General features: G+C 65.0%; 18 protein-coding genes. 5 read left to right on the top strand and 13 right to left on the bottom strand.

Annotated features, from left to right (window positions below; translation table 11 throughout):
• Positions 1–557: 557 nt before the first annotated feature.
• Together rfaE1 and ACOYYX_RS22925 are read left to right on the top strand one after the other, a co-directional pair.
• The gene (rfaE1, locus tag ACOYYX_RS22920) at positions 558–2,054 is read left to right on the top strand and encodes a D-glycero-beta-D-manno-heptose-7-phosphate kinase (RefSeq protein ID WP_422924041.1); all 1,497 of its coding nucleotides are present in this window, start codon (positions 558–560) and stop codon (positions 2,052–2,054) included.
• A 35-nt stretch (positions 2,055–2,089) separates the two neighbouring features.
• A complete protein-coding gene (locus tag ACOYYX_RS22925; protein WP_422924043.1) occupies positions 2,090–2,965 on the top strand; it encodes an alpha/beta fold hydrolase in 876 nt (291 codons plus the stop codon).
• A 28-nt stretch (positions 2,966–2,993) separates the two neighbouring features.
• Here ACOYYX_RS22925 and rfaD read toward each other — a convergent pair whose 3' ends face one another.
• The 8 genes from rfaD to ACOYYX_RS22965 form a co-directional block, all read right to left on the bottom strand.
• Positions 2,994–3,971, bottom strand: a complete 978-nt coding sequence (rfaD, locus tag ACOYYX_RS22930; protein WP_422924045.1) for an ADP-glyceromanno-heptose 6-epimerase — start codon at positions 3,969–3,971, stop codon at positions 2,994–2,996.
• A gap of 46 nt (positions 3,972–4,017) precedes the next feature.
• Positions 4,018–4,617 (bottom strand): SIS domain-containing protein, encoded by a 600-nt coding sequence (locus ACOYYX_RS22935; RefSeq protein ID WP_422924047.1) that lies wholly within the window; start codon positions 4,615–4,617, stop codon positions 4,018–4,020.
• A 156-nt stretch (positions 4,618–4,773) separates the two neighbouring features.
• Positions 4,774–5,736 carry an NAD-dependent epimerase/dehydratase family protein gene (locus ACOYYX_RS22940; RefSeq protein WP_422924048.1) on the bottom strand — a complete coding sequence of 321 codons (963 nt, stop codon included), beginning with the start codon at positions 5,734–5,736 and terminating at the stop codon, positions 4,774–4,776.
• Positions 5,737–5,970: 234 nt separating this feature from the next.
• On the bottom strand, positions 5,971–6,900 hold the full coding sequence (locus tag ACOYYX_RS22945) for an NAD-dependent epimerase/dehydratase family protein (RefSeq protein ID WP_422924050.1): 930 nt from the start codon (positions 6,898–6,900) through the stop codon (positions 5,971–5,973).
• Between the two features lie 184 nt (positions 6,901–7,084).
• Positions 7,085–7,366 (bottom strand): hypothetical protein, encoded by a 282-nt coding sequence (locus ACOYYX_RS22950; protein WP_422924052.1) that lies wholly within the window; start codon positions 7,364–7,366, stop codon positions 7,085–7,087.
• Between the two features lie 519 nt (positions 7,367–7,885).
• On the bottom strand, positions 7,886–8,488 hold the full coding sequence (locus ACOYYX_RS22955) for a sugar transferase (protein WP_422924054.1): 603 nt from the start codon (positions 8,486–8,488) through the stop codon (positions 7,886–7,888).
• 1,617 nt (positions 8,489–10,105) lie between these two features.
• On the bottom strand, positions 10,106–11,689 hold the full coding sequence (locus tag ACOYYX_RS22960) for a glycosyltransferase family 39 protein (protein ID WP_422924056.1): 1,584 nt from the start codon (positions 11,687–11,689) through the stop codon (positions 10,106–10,108).
• 156 nt (positions 11,690–11,845) lie between these two features.
• Entirely contained in the window at positions 11,846–11,983 is a 138-nt protein-coding gene (locus tag ACOYYX_RS22965) for a hypothetical protein (RefSeq protein WP_422924058.1), read from the bottom strand.
• 37 nt (positions 11,984–12,020) lie between these two features.
• Between ACOYYX_RS22965 and ACOYYX_RS22970 the strand changes: the two genes are divergently transcribed.
• The gene (locus tag ACOYYX_RS22970; RefSeq protein ID WP_422924060.1) at positions 12,021–12,830 is read left to right on the top strand and encodes a S1/P1 nuclease; all 810 of its coding nucleotides are present in this window, start codon (positions 12,021–12,023) and stop codon (positions 12,828–12,830) included.
• Positions 12,831–12,901: 71 nt separating this feature from the next.
• Here ACOYYX_RS22970 and ACOYYX_RS22975 read toward each other — a convergent pair whose 3' ends face one another.
• Positions 12,902–13,744 (bottom strand): DUF5131 family protein, encoded by an 843-nt coding sequence (locus ACOYYX_RS22975; RefSeq protein ID WP_422924062.1) that lies wholly within the window; start codon positions 13,742–13,744, stop codon positions 12,902–12,904.
• Between the two features lie 182 nt (positions 13,745–13,926).
• Here ACOYYX_RS22975 and ACOYYX_RS22980 point away from each other — a divergent pair, with 182 nt between their 5' ends.
• The gene (locus tag ACOYYX_RS22980; protein ID WP_422924064.1) at positions 13,927–15,639 is read left to right on the top strand and encodes a glycerone kinase; all 1,713 of its coding nucleotides are present in this window, start codon (positions 13,927–13,929) and stop codon (positions 15,637–15,639) included.
• A 61-nt stretch (positions 15,640–15,700) separates the two neighbouring features.
• Here ACOYYX_RS22980 and ACOYYX_RS22985 read toward each other — a convergent pair whose 3' ends face one another.
• The 4 genes from ACOYYX_RS22985 to ACOYYX_RS23000 all read right to left on the bottom strand — a co-directional run bounded on the left by ACOYYX_RS22985 (position 15,701) and on the right by ACOYYX_RS23000 (position 17,964).
• On the bottom strand, positions 15,701–16,105 hold the full coding sequence (locus ACOYYX_RS22985; protein ID WP_422924066.1) for a response regulator: 405 nt from the start codon (positions 16,103–16,105) through the stop codon (positions 15,701–15,703).
• 82 nt (positions 16,106–16,187) lie between these two features.
• Positions 16,188–16,868: an HAD family hydrolase gene (locus tag ACOYYX_RS22990; RefSeq protein ID WP_422924068.1), complete on the bottom strand. Its 681-nt coding sequence runs from the start codon at positions 16,866–16,868 to the stop codon at positions 16,188–16,190.
• Positions 16,869–16,929: 61 nt separating this feature from the next.
• Positions 16,930–17,277, bottom strand: coding sequence for a P-II family nitrogen regulator (locus ACOYYX_RS22995; protein WP_015247204.1), 348 nt, complete (start codon positions 17,275–17,277; stop codon positions 16,930–16,932).
• Between the two features lie 327 nt (positions 17,278–17,604).
• The gene (locus ACOYYX_RS23000) at positions 17,605–17,964 is read right to left on the bottom strand and encodes a hypothetical protein (protein ID WP_422924070.1); all 360 of its coding nucleotides are present in this window, start codon (positions 17,962–17,964) and stop codon (positions 17,605–17,607) included.
• Between the two features lie 1,796 nt (positions 17,965–19,760).
• On the opposite strand from ACOYYX_RS23000, the gene ACOYYX_RS23005 reads away from it, so the two are divergent.
• Positions 19,761–20,636, top strand: a complete 876-nt coding sequence (locus ACOYYX_RS23005; RefSeq protein ID WP_422924072.1) for a sigma-70 family RNA polymerase sigma factor — start codon at positions 19,761–19,763, stop codon at positions 20,634–20,636.
• Positions 20,637–20,742 lie beyond the last annotated feature (106 nt).

The following is a 20,742-nucleotide window of genomic DNA, read 5'->3' on the forward strand; positions in this document are numbered from 1 at the left end:
GAGTCATCCGCGATCGCCGAGTTTCCCCCTTGGATCTGCCCTACCCCATTTTCGCTCTTCTTACCAAGCAACCTAAACGATCGAGCCGAGCATTGTCGATGGTCGAAGAGGATGGCGTCGCATCCTCATTAATCCCAACGGAGGAGGCTCGGTGGTGGGCGGGTCGCACGATCCGGCGTGCGTGGCGATCGAGGGATAGCGTCGAGGCCGATCGCGGCGAACCCCGGCGCGGAGAGTCCGGCCGGTTTCGCGGTCCATCATAACGTCAACGGGGAGACTAATCATCCGCAAGGATGCGGTCGAGGCCAACGTTAGATGTGGGCATTTCGGGACGGGACGCGGGACGATCGCCGGCCCCCGGCATCCAACCGAAGCTGGCCTATCGCCTTTAGGCCATCGCGACTATAACCTGGCGCGAGGATACCATGAGGGGTGGAGCCGTCGCCGACCGGGACGACGCCGAGGTCGAGGCCGTCGGCCCGGAATCCTTTCTTTGCAGACATCCACCGCCATCTGATTTCATCCGTCAATCGTCTTCGTCCATGAGGGGAATATTGATGTTTCGAGCGCCCGAGGACGTCTCGCACGCGATCGAAAGTCAGTTCGGCGGGAAGCGGGTCCTGGTGGTGGGAGACCTCATGGTCGACGCCTACCTCTGGGGCGACGTCAGTCGAATCTCCCCCGAGGCGCCCGTCCCCGTGGTCCGCCTGAACCGCAAGACCGTAACCCTCGGCGGCGCGGGCAACGTGCTCCTGAACCTCGTGGGCCTGGGCCTGCCGGCGACGGCGGCCGGGTTCGTGGGGGACGACGACGGCGGCCGGCAGCTCGGCCAGATGCTCGAGCAGGCGGGGATCTCCTCGGCAGGCTGCGTCAGGCTCGCGGATCGGCCGACCACGACCAAGACCAGGGTCGTCAGCGGCCACCACCAGATGCTCAGGCTCGACGAGGAAGGGGTCGGCCCGGTCGCCGACGAGGGAGTGAAGCGCCTGATCGACGCGATCCTCGGGCAGCTCGACGACGCGTCGGCCCTGATCCTCTCCGACTATGCCAAGGGGGTCGTCACCGCCGAGGTCTGCCAGGCGATCATCCCCGAGGCCAGGCGGCGGGGGATCCCGGTCATCGTCGACCCCAAGGGCTTCAACTTCCAGAAGTACGCCGGGGCCACCACCATGACCCCGAACCTCCGCGAATTCGAGATCGCCACGGGGCTGGAGGCCGGCTACGACTCCGAGACCTTCCAGCGCGCCGGCAGCGACCTCCGCGAGCGGCTCGGGCTCGAGTACCTCGTCGTCACCTGCGGCGACAAGGGGATCCGGCTCTTCGACAAGGCCGGCTGGTCGCAGTTCCCAGCGCTCGCCCGCGAGGTCTACGACGTCTCGGGCGCCGGCGACACCGTGATCGCGAGCCTGACGGCCTCGATCGTGGCGGGGCTCGACCTCGACGACGCCATGCGCCTGGCAAACGTGGCGGCGGGCGTGGTCGTCGGCAAGATCGGCACCACCCCCATCCAGAGCCGAGACCTCCGCGACGCCGTCCGCGACACCCAGCTCCTGGAACAGCCCAGGAAGGTCTACGAGGCCGCGGAGCTGGCCGACCTGATCCAGAGCTGGAAGAGTCGGGGCGACCGCGTCGTCTTCACCAACGGCTGCTTCGACCTCCTGCACGTCGGCCACGTCACGCTGCTCGCCAAGGCCCGCGCCTGCGGCGATCGCCTCGTCGTCGGCCTGAACACCGATCGCTCGGTTCGCCAGCTCAAGGGGCCGACCCGACCCGTCGTCGTGCAGGGGGACCGCGCCCAGGTGCTCGCCGGCCTGGCCAGCGTCGACGCCGTCGTCCTCTTCGACGAGGAGACCCCGCTCGAGTTGATCGCGGGCCTCAAGCCCGACGTCCTCGTCAAGGGGGGGGACTACGAGGAGTCTCAGGTCGTCGGCGGCGAACTCGTGAAGTCCTGGGGCGGCCGGGTCGCGATCATCCCGCTGGTGGAAGGCCGCAGCACCACGAAGCTCCTCGAGAAGTCCCAGAAGGATCCGAACGGCAACCGGCGGGCCGGCTGAGCCTGTCGGTCCTGTACCCGAGCCGAGCCGCACCGATGGACGAGCACCTCGAACACACAACTCGCCAGGTCAACGGGGTCCGGCTCCATGTGGTCGAGTCGGGCCCGCAAGGCGGACCGCCGGTGGTCCTGCTGCATGGGTTCCCCGAGTTCTGGTACGGCTGGCGGCACCAGATCGGGCCGCTGGCCGAGGCCGGGTTCAGGGTCATCGCACCAGACCAGCGCGGCTATGCCACCAGCGAGAAGCCGGAGGGGATCTCGGCCTACAACCTGGATCTGCTCGCGGACGACGTCGCCGGCCTGATCGAGTCGAGCGGCCACGCGAGGGCGGCGGTCGTGGGCCACGACTGGGGCGGGGTCGTCGCATGGTGGGTGGCGATCCGCCATCCCAAGTTGGTGGAGCGGCTCGCGATCCTCAACGCACCGCATCCCGTCGCGTTCAGGCGCTGCTTGCGGTCGTCGCCGCGGCAACTCCTAAAAAGCTGGTACACGTTCTACTTCCAGATCCCCCGGCTCCCCGAGGCCATGTTTCGCCTGGCGAACTGGAAGCGGCTCGCGCAATCCCTCCGCAGCACGAGCCGCCCCGGGACCTTCACCGAGGCCGACCTCGATCGCTATCGCGCCGCCTGGTCGGAGCCGGGCGCGATGACCTCGATGATCCACTGGTATCGGGCCGCCATGCGGAGCCAGCCCGCCCTGCCGGCGGACGTCCGGATCCACGCCCCGACCCTCCTGATCTGGGGGGCGAAGGACCAGTTCCTCGGGCAGAACCTCATCGCCCCGAGCCTGAGCTACTGCGACCAGGGCCAGCTCGAACGCATCGAGGAGGCGAGCCACTGGGTCCAGCTCGAGGAGCCCGAGCGGGTTAACCGGCGGCTCATCGCGTTCCTGCGAGAGGGCGCCTCACGCTGAATCCACGCATCCCGACCGGATCACGTGTTCATTTCGGCGGATAATGCGTCTTGAGCCACGCGACGTAGTGGCCGACGCCTTCTTCCAGTGAAGTGGGTCGGCCAGGATATCCGGCCTCGCCGAGCTTCTTCATCGTCGCCTGGGTGAAGCTCTGATAGGCCCCGCGGAGATCCTGGGGCATCTCGATGTAGCGGATCTTCGGCTCGCGGCCGAGCGCGTGGAAGGTCGCCTCGGCGAGCTCCCGGAAGCTTCGGGCCTGGCCGGTGCCGCTGTTGAAGATGCCGCAGACGTCGGGGTGTTCCCAGAGCCAGATCATGTGGTCGACGCAGTCCCCCACGTAGACGAAATCCCTGCGCTGGCCGCCGTCGGGCATGTCGGGCTCGGTCGACTTGAAGAGGCCGACTTCCCCCTTCGCGGCGATCTGGTGATAGGAGTGCCAGACCATGCTGGCCATCCGCCCCTTGTGGCTCTCCTGCGGACCGTAGACGTTGAAGAACTTCAGGCCGGCCCACCCTTTGGGGGCGGCCCCCCCTGCCTCGACGTGGCGCAGGGCCCAGATGTCGAAGTCGTTCTTGCTCTTGCCGTAGAGGTTCAAGGGCTCGAGGCTCTCGGGCGGGACCTCGTCATCGAACCCACGCGAGCCGTCTCCATACGTCGCGGCGCTCGAGGCGTAGATGTACGGCACGGCCTGCGAGGCGCACCAGTCCCAGAGCCTCCGCGTGTACTCGACGTTGTTCGACGCGAGGTACGTCCAGTTCCGCTCGGTGGTGTCGGAGCAGGCCCCGAGGTGGAAGATCCCCCGCACGCCCTGGAGCTTCCCCCCTTCGAGCGCCTCGAGGAGCGCGGTGTGCTCGAGGAACCGGAACGACGGCAGCCCGGCGAAGTTGGCCGCGCCCGCGGCGGTCAGCGGGTGGTCGACCAGGAGCAGGTCGCGCTCCCCCCGCTCGGCGAGCTTGCGGGCGAGGTTCGAGGCGATGAATCCGGCCGCGCCTGTGACGATGAGCATGAGCGATCGCGTCCCAACAAGGCCTGAAAATCCAAAGATCGCCCGATCAGCGTGCCGGGGCGGCGTCGGGCCCGGAGATCCGGCGATAGATGTCGTCGATGACCCAGTGGAAGACGACCTGGTGCAGGGATTCGACGATCCCCATGTCGTCGATCCCGACGTGGAGGTTGTGGTGGGCAAGCGTCTTGAGCTTGCCGCCGCCGAACCCGGTGAGGCCCAGCGTCACGAGCCCGTTCTTGTTCGCCCACTCGACGGCCTTGATGATGTTGGGGCTGTTGCCCGAGCCCGAGATCGCCAGAAGCAGGTCCCCCGGCGAGGCCAGGTTCTTGAGCTGCTCGAGGAAGATCCGGTCGTACCCCTCGTCATTCGCCCAGGCCATGATCCCGGCCGTGTTGTCGGTCAGGCTGAGGACCTTGAGCCGCTTCTGATTCTCGAAGTCGCGGAGCGTGCACTTGTTGAGGTCCTCGCAGAGATGCGAGGCGTTCGCCCCCGAGCCGCCGTTGCCGATGATGAAGACGAACTTGCCGGCGTGATAGGCGTCCTCGATCACGTCGCTGAACTTTTCGACCTGCGCGAGGTCGAGCCGCTTGATCTCCTCGCAGACGCGCTCCAGGTACTCCCCGGCCCCCAGCGTGGCTCCCAACATCCTGATCACTCCCTTGGTTTGGGTGGGAAAGTCGTCGCGAGCCCGCCCAGGAAGCCGGGGCCGAGGCGTCAATACATCCGTATTTCAGCGAACGATCGGCCTTGGGTGGCGACGGCTCGATACCCTCGCCACCCAGGCGCTGTCAGCCCAATGGGCTCACCACTTGGTGTCGGCCTCGGCCTTGTTGGCGCGGTACCAGGCGACGGTCTTGGCCAGGCCCGCCTTGAGGTCGGTCGGGGGAACCCAGCCGTCGAGTTCCTTCTTCATGCGGGTCACGTCGAGGACCTTGAGCATGGCTCCGTCGGGCTTGTCCGTGTTCCAGACCATCTTGCCCTGGTAGCCCGAGACCTCGTTGACTGTCTCGGCGAGCTCCCGGATCGTGGTGCCGATGCCGGTGCCGATGTTCAGCGGGACCGCGGAGTCGTTGTACTTCTCGGCCGCGAGGATGATGGCGTCGGCGCAGTCCTCGACGTAGATGAACTCGCGGACGGGCTTGCCGGTGCCCCAGACCTCGACGCTCGGAGTCTTGGCCATCTCGGCCTCGACCCACTTCCGCACGAGCGCGGCGACGACGTGCGAGCGGTCGGGGTTGTACGAGTCGCCGGGGCCATAAAGATTGGTCAGGATCAGGTGGATCGAGTCGAGGCCGTACTGGCGCTTGTACGCCTGGGCCTGGACGGCCATCATCTTCTTGGTGAGGCCATAGTTGACCACGCTGGCGTGGCAGGGGCCGGCCCAGAGGTCTTCTTCCTTGAGATGGCCTTCGAGGTAGCCGGGGTAGCTGCAGGCCGTGCCGATGGCCACGAACTTCTTGAGGTTGACCAGGCGGGCGGCCTCCATCAGGTTCGCGCCCATGACCAGGTTGCTGTAATACAGCTTGGCCGGCTCGGTGACGTTGATGCCGATGCCGCCGTAGTAGGCCGCCGCGTGGAAGAGGATGTCGCAGGGGTGTTCGAGCAGGCACTTCAGGCAGGCGTCGAGCGTCGTCAGGTTGTACTCGCGCTGGCGGGGGACGTAGACCTCGGCCCCGAGCGACTTCAAGCGGTTGACGAGGTGCTGCCCCAGGAACCCGGCGCCGCCGGTGACGGTCACTCGCTTCTCAGCCCAGAATCCCTTCATGCTGTCCTCCTCCTAGTTGCATTCACAACGGTCGATCGATTCTTGTCGGAAACGCGATATTTGGGAAGGGAGGCCGGGCGAAGCGAAGCCCCTCAATGAGCGACGCCTCTCGGCCTGCGGCCCCTCGCCAGGGCCTGATTCGAACCTCCAAAGGGACCCGACGCCCTCACCGAGGCGAAGGCGTCCGTCCCGTCATTTCTTTGGATCCTCGGCGACCCGAGGCCTGGCTTGAACTTAGACGTTGGCGAACGGGTTGTGGAACTCGATCAGCTTGGCGGCGCGGACGAGCTCGGCGATGCCCGTGTCGAGGTCGACCGTCGTCTCGAACCCACGCTCGCGGATCTTCTCGTAAGAGACCTCATAGTTGCGCTGGTCGGCGTCGGTGCCGACCTCGGCGAAGTGGAGGTAGAAGTCGACGTGCTCGAGGATCTTCCTCGCCACGTCCTCCTTGGTGAAGTTCATGCTCTCGTGGCCGACGTTGTAGACGTCGTCCTTGACGTTGTCCCACTTCTCCAGGGCGAAGATGATCGAGCGGGCCATGTCGCGGACATGCACGAACGTCCGCTTGAAGCGGCCTTCGTACACGATCACGTTGCGGTTCTTCACGGCCTGGTAGGTGAAGTCATTCGGCATCAGGTCGAGCCGCATCCGGTTGCTCACGCCGAAGGCCGTGGCATAGCGGTAGGCGACGCTGTTGCCGGCGTCGAGGATCATCTGCTCGGCCGTCGCCTTGGTCTCGCCGTAGAGCGTGATCGGCGAGCGGGGCGTGTCCTCGTTGCAGATGTAGTCGGGGATCGAGCCGTAGATGCTGCCCGTCGAGGCGAAGATGACCTTCTGATCCTTCTTGCGGAGGTTCAAGAGGTTGCGGGTGCCGTCGACGTTCGTCGCGGTGGCGAGCTGCGACTCCTTCTTGCAGGCGGGGTATCCGACGATGGCCGCGAGGTGGACGATGGAGTCGACCCCTTCGAGGGCCTTACCCAGGGCCTTCTCGTCGGTGACGTCCCCCTTGATCAGCTCGAAGTTGGGGCTCTGGCAGCAGGGCAAGAGCCCGTGGCCGCCGAACTTGAGCATGTCGTAGACGCGGACGCGGTGCCCTTGCTCCAGGAGCATCGGGACGAGCGTGGATCCCACATAGCCGGCTCCGCCGGTCACGAGAATATTCATCAGTCAACTCCTTGATGAAATCACAAAGCTAGGGGAAACGAACAAAGATCGGTGGGAAACACTCCGCCAAGTGATGACCTGGCCCTCGCGTAACCGGATCTACGGCAGTCGCTTCTGGCGGAGGATCTGCAGCAAAAAGGGAGGAGGCGGCCAATCGAGGGCTCATCCTCGGGTCATGCGCCAATCAATAGACGAGCGGGCCCCGCAGGACCGCCGGGCAGGCGGATCCGAGGCGTGCCCCGTCGACGCCCGGGGCGTTCGCGGCGCGAGTCGACCCCGGTCCCCGCGCGCGGCCCTCGTCGCGAGCGTGACGCGTGTCGATAGGCGTGGGCCGATGGTCGGCCTCGTCGGGCCGTCGCGACCGATCGGCGAAATGCGCCAAATCCCTCGGCAAGACCCCGGCAATCCCGGCGACCTCCGTCGCCCAGACCCAGGCGCGCTCCCGTGCGCGAGATCCTTCCGTCATCGTCCCCAGTCTCCTCCGTGGTGCTGGCTCGCGTCTCAGTTCCGTCCGGGCGGCCGCGGGGGACTCTCCTCGAGCGTCGACCGGCCTTCGTGTTGAGGCCTCGAAACTCGGCATGCTGCCCGCGGGCTGTCAAGCATAACCATGACGACCCCCAACAGGCAACGCCTTCATGGCCGCGCAATCGTCAGGATCGCCACGATTGTCATTCGCAATGGGACCTCGGTTGGCGTCATCCCCGCTCGAAGTTTGCGCATAGGTTCGTCGCGAGCCGCGAGGATAGGCCCAAATCCACGCCGCTTCCAACCTGGCCAAACGCCAGATCGTTTGGTTCGATCAGGATGACCTGGGCAGTAGAAGAGATGGGATTTGGGGTGGGGAGCGACGACGCCGCCGGAGAGGCGACAAGCGTGCGATCGAGGAATCGTGCCGGGGAAATCGGCTCCGGCCAGCCCGAGGGGCTGGCCGGTAGGCGGGGCTAGCTAGAGGAGGCCCCGTCGGAGGGCTCTCGCATCGGATCGCTCAGGCGTTCTTGCGGCCGCCCATGGCGCCCTTGAACGTCCTGAGGAGGATGTCGAGGTCGAGCTTGAGCGACCAGTTGTCGACGTAGTGGTAGTCCATGTCGATCATCTGGCGGCTGCCGACGCCACCGCGGCTATCGACCTGCCAGAGGCCGGTGAGGCCGGGGGTCATCTCGTGGCGCCGCTCGACGGCGGCGTCGTCCACCTCGCGGAGCATGGAGCAGTCGCGGAGCGGCAGGGCGCGGGGCCCGACGAGGCTCATCTGGCCGAGCAGCACGTTGAAGAGCTGCGGCAGCTCGTCCAGGCCGGTCCGACGCAGGACCCGGCCCCAGCGCGTGATGCGGGGGTCGCGATCCACCGAGGCCGACGCGGGAGCCGTCGCCTCGTCGAGGTTCTGGGCCTCTTCGAGCCGGAGGTCGCCGTCCTGCACCATCGTGCGGAACATCCAGACCTCGAACGGCAGACCATCCCGACCCATCCGGGTCTGGCGGGAGAAGACCGGGCCCTTCGAATCCAGGCGGGTCATGACCGCGATGACCAGCATCAGCGGGCTAATGACGACCAGCCCGATCCCCGCACCGACGAAATCAATCCCGCGCTTCATGAGAATCTCGAATGTATGGACCCGGCGCCTCGCGACCCCTTTCACGGAGGAGTCGGCATGAGCAGAGCGAGCGTTAACGGGAGCGCGGTTCGACGCGATTATTTGTCGGCTGGCCGATGGGGTGGTACTCATCGAGCGAGACCTCCGAGGATTGTCAATGTGGTCATTCCTGAATCCTTACCAGACCACAAGTGCGTCGAATCCGTTCGATGACGATACGTGACCGCACGTGGAAGACGGCCAGGGCCCGACCCGGCGACACCGCCGGTCGAGACGTCGACACGCCCATTCGAGGGCCGACGTGGGATCGCATTCCCGCACCCTGAGACATTCATGAAACCCTGGCCCCCACAACTCTGTATCGCTTCAGACCTCAAAAAATCAAACATACGAACAGACTGTAAAGCTTCAGTGAAACTCGCGTACAAACTTGAAGCCATCGTTTCAACTCGAAGACAACTGGGAGTTCGCCGGGAACCGCCGAAGGTCGTCATCTTTGCCGAGATCCGGCTCCCGAAGGATCGGTCGCCTGATGATGTGCCGCGGATATTGACGCACCGAATTTTCGCGAAACTCGATGCCGATTCCGCCGGAGGCCCCGCCGCCCCGGCAGACAATGGGGAGGCGACGAGCGGAAGGATTTGATGGCCGGACCCTGTCCTCTATGGAGGCCGGGCGATCACCGAAGCGGATTTTCGGTGGACCCGAACATAGTCTCGGCTACGAACACCCAAAGATTTATGCGGGTTCTCTTCGGGGCAGGCGGCCTCGTCCTTAGCGAACAGGTCAGCCCACCTCGAACGATCGCGACAATAAAAACGACTACACCGCTCGAACGCTTTCGGGGAATTTGGCGGGCGGGATCAGGCTCTTTTGAAGGAGCTGGCCAACCCTCGGGCTGAAGGCCTACCGACGATCAAGGTCCGTCGGCAAGATTTGGGTGTGATGAGTGGAGGGCCACATCGAGGTCTCTCCGAAGTTATTAACGTAATGCCCATGCATCCCTACAAGACCAATACGCTTTCGGATCCATCCCAAGCGATTATTCCTCATCCGACCAGCAACCACATCTTCAAATCGGAAATATTCCACTTTCTTTCACAATCTACCGGATTCCTACATCTTCTCCACAACACCTGGACTCAAACTAACAACCGAAGATCACGCTTGCAAGCCTCCAGATTAGAAATCCCGATACTACCCGCCCCTTGTATCATGTCTGGCGATTCAACACAAGAATCCGCTTTATCAAGCAGAAGAGAAAGCCATACAAAACCATCATAGGCCATGAAACCGCTAAATCAAGCCAAACTTTCCGGAATCAGTTCCAATGCTCCGCTTCCGCAAAGCCTTGATGACCACATATCTTTGTCTCAAGGCTACCGTGAAACCTCATGAAGTCCGACCCCGAACGGAAATGGTCGTAAGAGGTCGCTGCGTGTGATTCCACGGTAATCCGAACAAAGGAGAACGGCAGTCGTCCTTCGTACGGGATCATCCCGGGAGCGGGACACTCGTTCCGACCGATTCCGACGATTTCTTCGTTGCAAGCGGAAAAGTGTCGATAAAAAGCGGCATGTCGGGGAGGAGCTGGCATGTTGCGAGGACGGCGGGATTTCAGTTTCCGCGGGGTGTGGTGACGGTATGGTTCCGGGTCAGGGCCATGTCCCCGTGGTGGAAGTCATAGAGGTAGGCGTAATAGCCGGGGGCGTTGACCGAGGCCAGGCGCTCGCCCCACTGGTCGAGGGTCAGCCTCAGGAGCTGGGCCTCGCGGCCGCTGCGGTCGGCGAGATGGGCCGAGATCAGCATCCAGACCCGGGCCTGCCCCTTGAGCCGAGGGAGCGCCGCGACGAGCGTGGCGGGGTCCGCAAGCCCTTCTGGGGTCGGGGTCGGCGTCACCCGGTCGAGGCCGGGGATCCGCCCATAAGTCTGATACCAGCGAAATGGGGGTTCCGAGCCGCCGTCGACCAGCAGCAGGTCCCCCGGCTGCCATTCGCGGGCGACCTCTTCCAGGACTGTCTTCGCCCCATAGGGCTTCGGACGATCGAGCAGGAACTGCCCGGCCTGCGCGGCCGGCAGCAGGAGGCAGCAGAGCGTCAGCACGCGTCCCAGGATTCGGCCCGTCCGGTCGTCCGACCGGATCAGGTACGACAGCCCGGCGATGCCCGCCAGCAGGACCGGCCCCACGGTGAAGAGCGCCAGCCGGAACCGGAGCGGGTACTTGTGCGCCACGGCCGCGAGCGCGGCGACGACCAGCGGCATCACCAGCAGCATGGCCAACCCGCGCTCCTTCCGGCGCAGCAGGATGCCGACGCCGCAGAGCCAGATGGCGGCCGTGATCACCGACATCCGCTCCGAGAGGTTCTCTTCGAGCTGGGTGTTGTGGAAGGGGGCCTCGAAGATCCCGAGCCCGATGACCATGTACTGCCGCAAATCCTTGATCGACCTCGGCGGCAAGGCGAGAAATCCCGCCTCCCAGAAGTCGTTGAGATACGAGTTCGTCTGGAGGTCCTTGAGCGAGAGCAGGTAGTGCCCCGCGAAGCTGACCAGCCAGACGGCCGCGGCCCCCGCCCCGAGCAAGGCCGGGCCGAAGCGGCGATGGAACCCCTCCTTGAGGATGAGGGTCGCCCCCGCGCCCGCCAGGATGAAGACGACCGGATGCGAGATCCAGACGCAGATCGCCCCGACGACCGCCAGCACGGCGGCCCGCCTGGCGTTGATCCCCTCTCGGAGCGAGTCGGCGATCAGGGTCATCACCAGGAGCCCGGCCGCCACGTCGACGGCGTATTGCTTGGCCTCGCCGGCATACGAGATCAGGCTGGGCATGACCGCGATGACGGCCACGCCGATCGCCGCCCCTTCCCGCTCGAAATGAGCCCGACAAAACCGATAGACGAGGGCGATGGTCGCCAGCGACGCCAGGAACGGGAAGAGGCGCAGGGCCAGTTCGTTCGGCCCGAGGGCGAGCACGGAGAGCTTCTCGACCCAGAGAAACCCGATGGGAGCCCCCTGGTCGTAGTCGAGCGGGCGCATGAGCCCGGCGAAGCTTCGCCCGCAGATATTCAGCGAGACCATGGCCTCGTCGAGCCAGAGCGACCGGTTGGCGAAGAGCGCCCGGCCCCTCAGCAAGACGCCGATCACCGCGGCGACAACGGCCACCCAGATCCAGGCGCGCTGCCCCGCGCGAGATTCTTCCGTCATCGTTCCGAGTCTCCTCCGTGGTGCCGGCTCGCGTCTCAGTTCCATCCGGGCGGCCGCGGCGTGTCACGCCTGCGCGTCGGGCGGCCTTCGCGATGAGGCCGCGACGCATGAACACTGCTGTCCGCGGACCGACAAGAATAACCTCGACTCCCCCCGTCAGGCAACGCCATCGCGGCCTCGCGCCCGCGAGGACCGGAACGACCCGGAACCCGTCGAGGCATCATCCCCGGCCGGGCGCCGCTTGCGGGCGAGGCCAAGGTCCGTCACGATCAGCGGGAGTGGAGTGCGATCCATCTCGCCACAAATCCATTTGATCGATAAGGAACCGACGATGAGACACTGGGCGTCGAGGGCGTTGGCGTCGCTGGCCGTGCTGGCGCTGGCCTTGCCACCTTCAACGGCGAGGGCCTGGGGGCCGCAGGGGCACCGCGTGGTCGCCAAGATCGCCACCGAGCGGCTCTCGCCCAAGGCCAGGGCGGCGGTCGCGCAACTGCTCCATAAAGGAGACACGCTGGCCGACATCGCGAACTGGGCCGACCACGAAGGGCACGACGTCGTCCCGGGGAGCAGCCCCTGGCATTATGTTAATGTCCCCATCACCGCCGACAGGTACGACCCGAGAGACTGCGTGAAGGGGGACTGCGTGGTCGAGAAGATCAAGCACTTCCGCCAGGTCCTCAAGGACGCCCGCGCCCCGCAGCAGGAGCGCCAGCGGGCCCTCCTCTTCCTCGTCCACTTCGTCGGGGATATCCACCAGCCCTTGCATGTCGGCGACAACCACGACCGGGGCGGTAACCGCACGCAGGTCCAGTTCCTCGGCAAGGGGACCAACCTGCATCGACTCTGGGATTCGGACCTCATCCACCACATCGGCGGCAACGACAACGCCTGGATCGCGCGTGTCGAGCGGGTCATCACGCCGGAGCTGGCCCAGGCCTGCTCGAAGGGGGACGTGGAAGGCTGGGCGAACGAGACCCTCCGGGCCGCCAAGATCGCCTATCGGGGCCCCAAAGGCGGTGTCCTGACCAGCGGAGCCTCCATCGGGGAGGACTACGCCAGGGCGGCCGAACCCATCCTCGAAGAGCAACTCGCCAGGGCCGGCATCCGCCTGGCCAATGAGCTGAACGCGATCTTCCATTAAGAACCGAAGTGATGGCCGACGGCGAAGAGGGGAGTCGAAGCCGACGCCCCTCGCGCCGAGGCCGCCTCACATCAGCACGTTTCCTCGGCCTCGACCGGCTTCATCGAGCGAACCTGGATGCCCTGAGACCGGGCCTCGACCGCGGCGATCATCCTCTTGCGCTCGGCGAGCGGAGGGATGGGGGCCGCCCCTTCGCGTCGGGGGACGTCGTCATGGGTCCTGCCGTCGAGCTGTCGCCCGGCGACCCCCTTGCGCACCCCTCCCCACTGCTTGAAGAAGAACGGGACCGACGCGCGCTGGCACTGGTCGCGGAGGGAAAGGACCCACTCCCGATGGAGCGGGCGTGCCCCGTGCCCGCTCTCGCCGCCGACGATGACCCAGCCGATCCCCCCGAGGTCGACCGGCCCGAGGTCCTCGAGCAAGGGCTCGACCGAGAGCATCCGCAGGCCGGCCGGGGCCTGGCGGAGGTGCTCGACCCGAGGCAGGCCATACTTGCGATCCTCGACGCTCACTCCCCACCAGATATGAGGCACCGATGCGGCGAACGCCAGGCGCGTGGAGAGGAGGTCGCGGAGCCGTTCCGAACGCTTCGTCAGGACCTGATACGTATGCCAGTGGGCCTCGACCATGACCCGGCAGACTTGCTCGATGTAGTCGTCGGGTACGTCGCGATGGAAGAGGTCGCTCATCGAGTTGACGAAGACCATCTTGGCGGACGTCCAGCGGAACGGCTCGGCGAGCTTCTCGGGCACGAGCCGGAGGTCGAACCCCTGCTCGTACGGATGCCCGGGCACGCCTCGGAACCGCTCGGCGAACGTCTCGGCATAACAATGCTGACAGCCGGGGCTGATCCGGGTGCAGCCTCGGATCGGGTTCCAGGTGTGGTCGGTCCACTCGATCTTCGTCGTGCCCATGCCTTCCATCTTAAGTCAGTTCGCCTCAGAATTGTGCGGACTCCCCCGCCGAATCTCCCCGGTTGATGCGACCGACTTGCGCGACCTCCCCATGAATCTGAGGAGGCGGGCATTCGGGCGGACGACGCATCGGGACGAATCGGGCCGGGGTTCCCGAACCACCCGACTGAGGGGCATCCGCGATGAAGAAGCTGATCAATCGGCCGGAGGCGGTCGTCGAGGAGATGGTCGAGGGCCTGGTCGCGATCGACCCCCGGATCGTCCGCGTCCCCGGGCAGACCGTCGTCGTCAGGGCGGATGCCGACTCGATCAAGGATAGGCAGGTCACCCTGATCTCGGGCGGCGGCAGCGGGCACGAGCCTGCGCATGCCGGCTACGTCGGGCGGGGGATGCTCTCGGCGGCGGTCGCCGGCGAGGTCTTCACGTCGCCAAGCGCCGACGCGGTGCTCGCCGCCATCCGGGCCGTCGGGGGCAAGGCGGGCGTGCTCCTGATCGTGAAGAACTACACGGGCGATCGACTCAACTTCGGCCTGGCCGCGGAGATGGCGAGGGCCGAGGGGATCGAGGTCGAGATGGTCATCGTCGCCGACGACGTGGCCCTGGCCGCGACGACCGAGAACGCCGGGCGCCGGGGGATCGCCGGCACCGTCCTCGTCCATAAAGTCGCGGGAGCCGCCGCCGAGGCCGGGGCGAGCCTCGCCGAGGTCCTCGCCGAGGCCCGAGCCACGGCCGAAGCCGTCGGGACCATGGGGGTCGGCCTCTCCCCCTGCACGGTCCCCGCCTCGGGCAAGCCGGGTTTCTCGCTGGCCGACGACGAGATCGAGCTGGGCCTCGGCATCCACGGAGAGCCCGGCGTGCGCAGAGGCCCCCTCGAACCGGCCGACCAGCTCGTCGACCAGATCCTCGCCGCCATCGCCGGTGACGCCGGCCTCATCCCCAACGAGCGGGTCGTCCTCCTCATCAACAACCTGGGCGCGACGCCCGCGATGGAACTCGCCATCGTCGCCCGCCGCGCCCTGGAAGTTCTTGAAGGCCAGGGGCTTGTGGTGGAGCGGGCCTACGTCGGCACGTTCCTCTCGGCGCTGGAGATGGCAGGCGTGTCGCTCTCCGTCCTCCGCGTCGACGACGCCAGGCTCGCCCGGCTCGACGCCACCGCCGACGCCCCCGCCTGGCAGCCCGCACCGGCCAGGAACCGCTTAGCCAGGCAAGCTGCCCCCACCAAGTCCGGGGCCAAGGCAGCCCCCCTGCCCTCGCAGCAACCACAAACTCCGCTGGGAGTTGCGCTCCGCAACGGGATCGTCGCCGCGGCCGAGGCCGTGATCGCCGAGGCACCCCGGCTCACCGAGCTCGATCAGGTGGTCGGCGACGGCGACCTCGGCATCAACCTCGAGCGAGGTGCCCGGGCCATCCTGGACGACCTCGATCGCCTCCCCTGCGACGCCCCCGCCGAAACCCTTCATCAGGTCGGCCTGACCCTCCAGCGCGTCCTGGGCGGGACCTCGGGAGCCCTCTACGGCGTCTTCTTCCTTCGCGCCTCGTCGAAGCTGAAGCAGGCCTCGATCGACGACCCGCGTGCCTGGGCCGACGCCCTCCAGGCCGGCACGAACGCCATCGCCGAACTCGGTGGAGCCCGACCCGGCGATCGCACCATGCTGGACGCCCTCGCCCCCGCCGCCGAAACCCTCTATACGCGACTTTACGCCAGGTCCACCCTTGAAGACGCAATCTCGTCCGCAGCTGACGCGGCGAAGGCCGCGGCCGAGGCAACGGCGACGCTCCAACCGCGCAAAGGACGCTCCAGCTATCTCGGCGAACGGACTCTGGGGCACCCCGACCCCGGTGCTATCGCCGTGGCCACCTGGCTCAGGGCGATCGCCGAGTCGCTCTCTCATTGATGGAGACGCGACAGGGCCGATCACGATCGAGATCGGCCCGCCTTCCGAAATATGTCGAAGCTTACCTGGCGGGCTCGGCGAAGTAGCGGCGGATCAGGTCGGGCAGCTCGGCGGAGAACTTGCTGCGGGGCATGACCGGATCGCAGCCGGCCGATTTGGCGCCTGCGAGGGCCTGGGTGTCGACGTGCGAGCCGAACGCGAGGAAGGTGGTCTCGGTTGGTGCGAGCTTGCGGTAGGCGATGATCGCGGGCAGGGAGACGAGGTCGCCTGCCGAGAGGTCAACGAAGACGACACGGGGCCTCGACTCCTCGATCACCGTCGAGGCGAGGTTGAGCGTCCCCACGACCTGCACGCGATAGCCGAGCTCGCGGGCGGTCCCCGTGATCTTGGACGTGAAGATCAGGTCGCGGCTCAGCAAGATCCCGACCGGCTCCGTCCCGACCGCCTCGGCCTTCGTCTCGCTCATGGCATCCTGTCCTTGCTGAAAACGTTGAGGCGAAATGCAACGCCTTGAATTGAGATGAGATGGATGGGTCGAGGGACTGGCCTCAGGCGAAGCGAGCCTCGACCCATTCGGGCGTCAGCGTCACGAGCCCGGGGACCACGACATCCGCCCCCGCCTCTTCCAGTTCCGCGACCGTGTAGGTGTGGGTCACCGCGACGGCCTGCATCCCGGCGGCCTTGGCGGAGACGACGCCGGCGAGGCTGTCCTCGATCACGAGGCACTCGCTCGGGTCCAGGTCGGCCAGGTTCGAGGTCGGATGGACGCGGAGCACCGCCAGGGTGAGGAGGTAACCCTCGGGGTCTGGCTTGCAACGCTGCGTGTCCTCGGCCGAGATGATCTCCAGCACCTGGGGACGCAGTTGCATCCTCGCGAGTGCGAATTCGATCTCGGGCCTCAGCGCCCCGGAGCAGATGGCCAGGGGCCAGCGTGTGGCGAGGGCCGAGAGGCTATCGGCCGCGGACGGAAAGAAGCGGAGCCCGGTCTCGGCCACGTCCACGTAGCGCGCGGCCTTGCGGGCGATCAGCGAGTCGACCCTGTCTCGCGACGCATCCTGGCCGGCCTCGCCGAGCGCGGTCTCGAAGCAGCCACGGTCGTCGAAGCCGAGGTAGCGCTCGTGGTATTGAGCCTCGGTGAGCTCGATGCCTTCTTCCGCCAGGACGTCGCGGAAGAGCATGAAGTGAACGTGCTCGTCGTCGACGAGCACGCCATTGAAGTCGAAAATCACAGCCCGGATCATTGTTCTATCGAAACCGTTCCCCGCGCCGGCGTACCGAAACGCGATAAACTCAGATCGCCTCGGGACCGCGCTCGCCGGTTCGAATCCGGATGCAATCGTCCATCGGCAGGATGAAGATCTTACCGTCGCCGATCTTGCCGTCGGGGCCGCTGCGGCCGGCCTGGATGATGGCGTTGACCGTCGGCTCGACGAAGTCTTCGTTCACGGCGATCTGAAGCTCGATCTTCCGCAGCAAGTTCACGGTGAACTCGTGGCCGCGATAAACCTCAGTATATCCTTTTTGGCGCCCGAAGCCCTGCACATCCATGACGGTGAGGCGGAAGACTTCCACGTGGGAGAGCGCTTCCTTGACCGCCTCGAGTTTGGTGGGCTGAATCAGCGCGATGATGAGTTTCATGCAGGCCCCGATCATACCACACACGCCCTCCACTCTTCGATCGATGGACCGAGAGGGGGTGATGTGGTTTCGTTGTGAATCCCTGGCTTGGATACGATTGTCTCGGAATCCTCACCCAGGTCAACAAAAAAATCGGCCCTCGCATCGATCTCCGGGCGACCTGAAGCATGCCGCTGGACGGCCTCGGAAGACGCCACGCGCGTCGGGGCCTCGTCACATCCCGATAGATCTAACTCGTTTCAGACCAAATAAATGCGGAGACCGGGCCTGGCCCGGTCTCCGCATTCGTCCAAACATGAGATGAGGGAAATCGATCGCCTCGCTCGATCAACCGGCCGTCGACCCGTCGGCGTTGGCGCTCGAGGGGATCGGGGGGGTGATCTCGGCAGGGGGATTGGCAGGGCTCACCTGGGCGGCGTCATGGCTCGGGGCCGACGCCGTCGTCGGGACGGGCATCGAGGGGGGCGGTGGCGCGACGAAAGCACCCGGTGGGGGGACCAGCGCGACGTCCGGGGACATGGGAACGCCCGCGATCGGCGGAGCGGTGAACGCGCCCGGATCCCCCTGGTAGCCGCAGTTAGGGCCGGTGCACGGCACCGGAAAGTCGTCGCATGTGTCGCACTGCGTGCAACCCACCATCGCGGCCGAAACCATGGCCGCCAGGAGTGCAAGTTTCGACCGCAACATTCCGGTATCCTTTCCGTAACGTGTTTGGCCGTAGACCATCACCAAAAACGCTATCGAGATTGGTTGAGATGGGCTGCACGGACGCAGCCCTTCCATTCAGCCGCCCCTCACGCACGTTCGCAAAGCTCAAGGGGGCGAGCCGTTGCGTGTTAGAGGAGCGTTCACCGCCCACCATCCTGGCGACGGTTCTGCTTGATGATCATGATCGGCCAAGCTCCGCCCCCTCGTTGAGCCGAATCCGGAAGGAAACTTCCTCATCTCCTCAAAACTCCCCCATTTGCCGCAGCTGTGATCGCCACGCCAGCCCCCTCTCTCGCATCTTCAAAGGCGGCGTCCATAAGTGGCAGATGAGCATGTCCGCCCCGCGCCCCGCCTCGAAAGATCGCGGCCCAACGGCCCGAAACCCCCGCGCCGACGCCGGATCGCCGGGCCGGACCGATCGCACTCCTTGTTTCAATACATGTGACATGCCAATGACATTCAAGACGCCAACTTGTGTCACAAAAAATGATGCCAAAGTAGGCACTAAAACTCGATCGGTTCAGGGTTTCACAAGTTGAGGTTTTTAGCTAAATTAGTTAATCTCGGCAAAACAATTGGATTGTCGGGATTACATCGAGTCTTCGGGATTTCGTACGTGACACAAGGCAGGAACCAGCGGCGTGGCGATAGGGCGAGGCCGCCCGGATCGCGTCCCGCTCACACAGGATCTCACATCTGTACGCCAGCAAGCGATCTCGCGTGGCGTGTTGAACTACGCTCATCCTCGCAACCCGTCTACGCGAGGATGGACGCCGCCCGTCGTGACCGGGCGCGCCGATCCGAGGACGCCGTGAGCCCGACATCGGGATGCCACCTCGCACGAATCCTTCAATCCTCGCATGGAGGTAATTCCGCACCGCTATTGCCTCAACATTACGCAAGCGTTCCGAACGCGACGATTGCGTAAAAAAAGAGTATTCGGCTTGTTTTCAAGCGAACAGACGAAGGCGATCTTTGACAATAAACAAGCTTTCAAGACGCCGAAAGCGCAGAGACCCAGAGTGATCCGTTCATTCATTTTGAGAATCATGCGTTTCTCATTTAAAGGCGGGAAGACCCCCAGAGCAACCGCTTACGCATGAATGACATGGCGAAACCGCCATTCCGTGCAACCTTTTCTTGATAAAACTGTGACAACCCTTGGACAACCGAGAATTCGCCCTTCCTTGGCACACCAGGGCACTTCTTTTGCATTAAAGCAATTGGATTTGCGAATTGAAGCTCGATGTATGCCGAGGGGTATTTCCCGAGACATTTGACACTCGAGCGGCTTCGGGCCTCGAACGTCGGGGGCCGAAGACGGAAACCATGATTTTACCATGATTTGATCACGACTTGTTTCCGGCAACGTGTTATCCCACGCTTTGTTTCCAGGCCCGGGGCGGCCGGCCCCCTCGCGATGCGAGGGGCGAGTTCGCCGCGAAGGGTAGGGGCAGCGGGGAGTCGCTCGGGCCCCACGACAACCGCGAGTGAAATGATTTGAGTCCATCGTCAGGGAGTTCAGGAAAGCCGATCAAATCCGGGCATGATGTCGAAAAGAGACGAGCCCCTGCGCACCGGGCGATTGATTGCTAATTAAGCGATTGACAACGTTCTGAGTGCGTTCTAGGCTCCTTTTGATCGGAACAACCGGCCCGCTGAGTTTCCCGACCGTCCCAAGGATGGGGTGGGCCACCCAAATTAAGGGATTCAATCGGTTCCGGTACTCCCTTCGCTAATTCTGATACGAATGACGCGCCTTGGAGCGATTTGCGATGAATTCGCGCGCCAACCGGAGGGATTTTCACTCGAATTCGCCTCTGCAAATCTACCTGCACGAGATCAACAACACCCCGTTGCTTTCGGCGGAGGAGGAGCGAGAGCTTGCCGACCAGGTGTCGCAGGGCGATCCGTACGCCCGCGATCACATGGTCAAGGCGAACTTGCGCCTCGTCGTCAACATCGCGAGGGGGTACCTCGGGAAGGGATTGAGCCTCGAGGATTTGATCGAGGAAGGAAACCTCGGCTTGATGCGGGCTGTGGAGGGATACGATGCATCCCGAGATACGCGGTTCAGCACGTATGCGAGCTACTGGATCAAGCAGTCGATCCGCCGCTCGGTGATGAACAACGGCAAGCCGATCCGGCTGCCGGCCTACATGGTGACGCTCCTCTCCAAGTGGAGGCGAGCCAATGTCGTCCTGACCGAGCGGCTGGGCCGGGCGCCCACGCCGGAGGAGATCGGCAAGGCCCTGAAGCTCTCCAAGAAGAAGATCGGCATCGTCACGCGGGCGATCCGGGTGCATAACCTGACGCCGCACAGCGACAACACCGACGAGAACGGGGTCCCGCTCGACGACATCCTGACCGACGAGCGCAGCAAGTCCCCCGACGACCTCCTGATCGAGAACGACGACATGGAACGCGTGTTCGCCGGGATCGATCGCCTCGAGGAGCGGGAGGCCGCGGTCATCCGCATGCGATTCGGGCTCGAGCCCTACACGGCCATGACCCTTCGCGAAGTGGGTGAGAACCTCGGGCTGACTCGCGAGCGAGTCCGCCAACTCGAAAGCCAGGCCATCCTCAAGTTGATGTCCAACATGAGCGGCTCCTCCCGCGGGGCGGATCTCCGGGCCGGGCATCGTCCCTGAGCCGGAGCAAGGGCTCGCACTCGAACTGAACTGCACCAAGCTGAACGTCACATCAATCGATCGAGCCGAAAGGGCCGCAATGGCGCGGTCCTCGGGCTAGCAACGC

The organism is Singulisphaera chitinilytica, assembly GCF_049331405.1.
Classification (GTDB): domain Bacteria; phylum Planctomycetota; class Planctomycetia; order Isosphaerales; family Isosphaeraceae; genus PoT.